The sequence below is a fragment of the Halonatronum saccharophilum DSM 13868 genome (assembly GCF_000517025.1).
In the GTDB taxonomy this organism is placed as follows: domain Bacteria; phylum Bacillota; class Halanaerobiia; order Halobacteroidales; family Halobacteroidaceae; genus Halonatronum; species Halonatronum saccharophilum.
In genome coordinates this window covers 372,051-376,348 of sequence record NZ_KI912091.1, presented here as the reverse complement: position 1 = coordinate 376,348, position 4,298 = coordinate 372,051, and the positions used below count along the sequence as shown (strand labels likewise).

2 protein-coding genes, 1 tRNA gene and 1 pseudogene are annotated in these 4,298 nt (G+C 32.5%); 1 reads left to right on the top strand and 3 read right to left on the bottom strand.

The genetic code is table 11. The features are described 5' to 3' along the window. The first annotated feature begins 223 nt into the window (after positions 1–223). A tRNA-Ile gene (locus HALSAC_RS0102015) sits at positions 224–300 on the top strand. 92 nt (positions 301–392) lie between these two features. On the opposite strand, the gene HALSAC_RS0102010 is transcribed toward HALSAC_RS0102015, so the two are convergent. The 3 genes and pseudogenes from HALSAC_RS0102010 to HALSAC_RS17225 all read right to left on the bottom strand — a co-directional run. Then, on the bottom strand, positions 393–1,646 hold the full coding sequence (locus HALSAC_RS0102010) for an HD-GYP domain-containing protein (protein WP_027338861.1): 1,254 nt from the start codon (positions 1,644–1,646) through the stop codon (positions 393–395). A gap of 213 nt (positions 1,647–1,859) precedes the next feature. After that, positions 1,860–3,509 carry a Na/Pi cotransporter family protein gene (locus HALSAC_RS0102005; RefSeq protein WP_027338860.1) on the bottom strand — a complete coding sequence of 550 codons (1,650 nt, stop codon included), beginning with the start codon at positions 3,507–3,509 and terminating at the stop codon, positions 1,860–1,862. A gap of 375 nt (positions 3,510–3,884) precedes the next feature. Next, a pseudogene (locus tag HALSAC_RS17225) lies at positions 3,885–4,298 on the bottom strand (3-deoxy-7-phosphoheptulonate synthase); the annotation flags it as partial.

Sequence of the window (4,298 nt, the reverse complement as noted above, 5' to 3'; positions counted from 1 at the left end):
TAGCATTCTCGTCAAAAGATACCCCAAGCAATAATCAAAAGTCTATATCTTAAAAGAAATTAAAACCTCTATTTTAGTTTAACCCCATATCATTTGGTCTCAATTCCAAAGAACCTTGAACATAAAAAATCACTACTTTAATAAAGAAAAAATATTCAAATATTCTATTGACATTTAGATTCATTTTAGTTATACTAATAGATGTTGTTCGAGAAAAAACTATGGACCTGTAGCTCAGTTGGTCAGAGCAATCGGCTCATAACCGATTGGCCGGGGGTTCAAATCCCTCCAGGTCCACCATTCTAATTTAAAGCAAACTGCCATTGGGCGGTTTTTTTATTTTTTGGGAATCTGGAATCTCAATTTCAAATTAAAGAAGCCTCTACCCCCACCTAAACTAACATCTTTTTTCTTTCCTCTTCTAATTTTTGAGCTTCTTTTCTAAGTTTATCTATAAAAGAATAGTTATTCTCAAGAATCTCTACCAAAGACCCATCTATTGCCCCATTAGATACCATAGACTTCATAATACTTAAAACTTTTTTTCTCTTCATACCTTTCCTATAAGGTCTATCTTCTGTCAATGCAGTAAATATATCAGCAACAGCCATAATCCTACTACCTAAAGATAAATCACCCTCAGATAACCTGAAAGGATAACCTTTTCCATCTAATCTTTCATGATGAAATGCAGCCCACTCTTTAATCTCTTTTAAAGCTTCTATCGAATCTAAAGTATGGTAAGTATAAAAAGTATGTGATTTTATTATAGAAAACTCTTCTTTAGTCAACTTTCCTGGTTTATCTAAAATCTCAACTGGAATAGCCAACTTGCCTAAATCATGTAAATAACCTGCTATTTCCATCTTCTTAACTTCTTTATCTGACCAGCCACAAAGTTTAGCTAAATGAGCGGCTGTTAAAGCAACACCCTTGGAATGATTTGCTGTAAAAGAACTCCTAAAATCAATAATCTTGCTATAAAACTGACCTAACTCCTCTAAACCAGCTAGATCAACTTTTAAATCATTCTGTACAAAAAAGTGTTTCAATTCCTTTTCTATTAATTTAGAGTTAATAATACTTAACCAAAACTCTTCTCTTTTACTTAAAGTTAGAAAAGATTCTACAAAATCAGGATTGAATTTTCTACCAATTGCCTCCTTGATCCTAGAAACAATCTTGTCTCGATTAGCTAGTATATTATCATTATCAACCAAAAGAGAAATTCTATCAGCCAGTTGCAAGATATTGCTCAACAATGAGATCCTATTAGAGCCTATCATCTGTCTATCTCCACAATTCCAATCCAAATGATGATAAGAAATTATAGGGGCCAACTTAGCTAAAAGAGAAAAATTATTTACCAAGTAAGCTCCTCTTTTAGCATGATTAGAATTTTCATAATTATCAAACTTTAACCTCTCCAAATTATCTTTTCTAGAGAAAGAACCTATATCATGAATCGCAGCTGCTATAACTAGGTCCTTTTTATCTTTGGTATCTATTTCTAACTCTGTAGCCAATCTATAACTTATGTAGGCGACTTTCTCATGATGATCTTTTAATTTAAAATCTACCATATCTACTACCCCAGAAATACTAAATATTAAATCATATAAAGGGATTATCATCTTATCTTCCATCTTATTACACCTCCTTATATAATTATTATTTTAAAATTAGATTATTATACTTATCTACCTTTAAGTGGATGAAATAGCTAAATCTATTGTATTTTTAATAAAAAACAGACTATATACTAATTGTTGAATATATAGTCTGTTTCAGCTAAATTAAAGTAATTATCAAAAACAAATTTCTAAAGGTCATTTTAAAATGACCTTTAGAAATTTAACTTAAACTATATCTCTTTCTCTAAAACTATGAGCTATATCGGCAGTCTGATCACTGATATGCTCTATATTCTCTAAAGCCTCTAAATAGATTATTGCTGCAGAAGGGAAACAACTCCCTTCACCAAGCCTCTTCATATGTGATTCTCTATATTCTATCTGTAGATCATCTATATACTCTTCAGTTTGTATCAAAGACTCTGCTAAATCTAGATTTTCATTTTCAATAAGCTCATAAGTCTTTGCTAAAGAACCTAGTGTTATATCAAAGATATTCTGTAATGATTTTTGAGCAGTATCCGAGAAGGTACACTTATTATCTATATGTTCTACAAGTAGCTTCGATAGTTCATCAGCATCATCACCAATACTCTCAATAGCATCAATAATTAAAAAGTACATATCTATAGTTCTAATATCTTCTTCTGACAAAGAAGCTTGAGGTATCTTAGTTAAGAAGACCAACAGTTCTTCCTCTAATTCATTTAGTATCTCTTCCTTCTTTTGGATAGATTTAACTAGTTCTAAATCATTATCTAAAAAAGCTTGCCTAACATCCTCAACCATATCTGTAGAAATTTCTAACATCCTTGCCACTTCATGCTTAAGCTGTTCAGCTGCTAAACTAGGAGTCTCTAACATTCTATCATCTAAATAACTTAAGCCACGTTTAAGAGATACATCATCTCCTGGTATCAATCTATTTACCAAGGTTACAATTAGACCAACAAAAGGTAACCAAATTAATGTGTTTATTATATTAAAGATTGTATGAGTATTAGCCACCAATCTTTCTGGGCTAGGTGTCATCCCAAATAAATTTGAAAAACCAATCATCGATTCTTCAATAGCAGCCGCAAAGTTAGGTATTATGTACAAAAGAACTACTATCACACCTGTACCTAAGATATTAAAGATAAAGTGAGCTGCTGCTGCTCTTTTAGCACTAATATTTGCTCCAATTGCCGATAACATAGCCGTAATTGTAGTTCCAATATTACTTCCTAATATAATTGGAATCCCTGCCTGAAAACTAATAGCCCCTACAGCAAATAAGCCAAGGAGAATACCCATTGCTGCTGTACTACTTTGTACTATAACAGTAACACCAGCACCAATAGCCACACCTAAAATAGGATAAGCTGCAAATTGCTCCATCAACTCAAAAAAGACTACCGAATCCCTTAATGGTCTCATAGTATCACTCATACCATTCATTCCTAAGAATAATATACCAAAGCCAAGTAAAACTTGTCCAATATACTGAACTTTCTTCCTTTTAGAGAACATATGAGTGATAACACCGATAGCCACTGCATGGAGAGCATAATCACCTAGCCTAAAAGCTACCATCTGAGCCGTTACAGTCGTACCAATGTTGGCCCCCATAATAACACCAACCGATTGGGCCAACGTCATCAACCCAGCATTAACAAATCCAACTACCATAACACTTGTAGCACTACTACTTTGTACAATAGCCGTTACAAGTGCACCTACTACTACACCCATAAGAGGGTTTGTAGTAAGAAGGGCCAAAATCTTCTTTAACTTCTTTCCTGCTGTCTTCTGTAGACCTTCTCCCATCTGCTGCATCCCATAAATAAATAAAGCTAAGGAACCTAAAAACTGAAAGAACATTTGTACAGACAAAAAAATCTCTCCCCTCAAAATTATAAAGTTATAATATTATAAAAACTTATCTAACGATTAAAATATTTAAGATACTTTATTTTTTTCGACAATTAGCTTAAAAATACGATTGATTTGTATTTTTAAATAAGTAAGAAACCCTTATTAGTAGCCTTTTTTAAACCCCTTTCTAACTTTAATATTCAATAGACTGGCTATATCAGTATTATTTACCTAGTAATAATATTTAATTATCTATTAAATAAAAGTAGCCGTCCATCAATTATTATAACTGATAAACGACTATTTATAAAGTGAATTTATTATTTTTCTTCAAATAGAGCTTTAAAAAAACCAAAATATACGACTCATCCCTACTTAAATCGACATTTTTTATTAGACCGCCAGCTTTTTATCTATAGCCTTAGCAACTTTATCTAATTTTATTACTAAATTAGCAAACTCAGCAGGTTTTAATGACTGCTCCCCATCACATAAAGCCTCTTTAGGGTTAGGATGCACCTCTACAATAACTCCATCTGCCCCTACACTTATCCCTGCTTGGGCCAATGGTGTAACCAATGATCTCTTTCCAGTACCATGACTTGGATCTATTATTATTGGATAATCTGTAGTCTCTTTAATAAAAGCAATTGCATTTAAGTCAAGGGTATTTCTAGTTGCTGTTTCAAAGGTTCTTATCCCTCTTTCACATAAAATAACATTAGGATTACCATGAGCAATTATATACTCAGCTGCTAATAACCACTCTTTAATGGTTGCTGAATAGCCCCGCTTTAATAATATAGG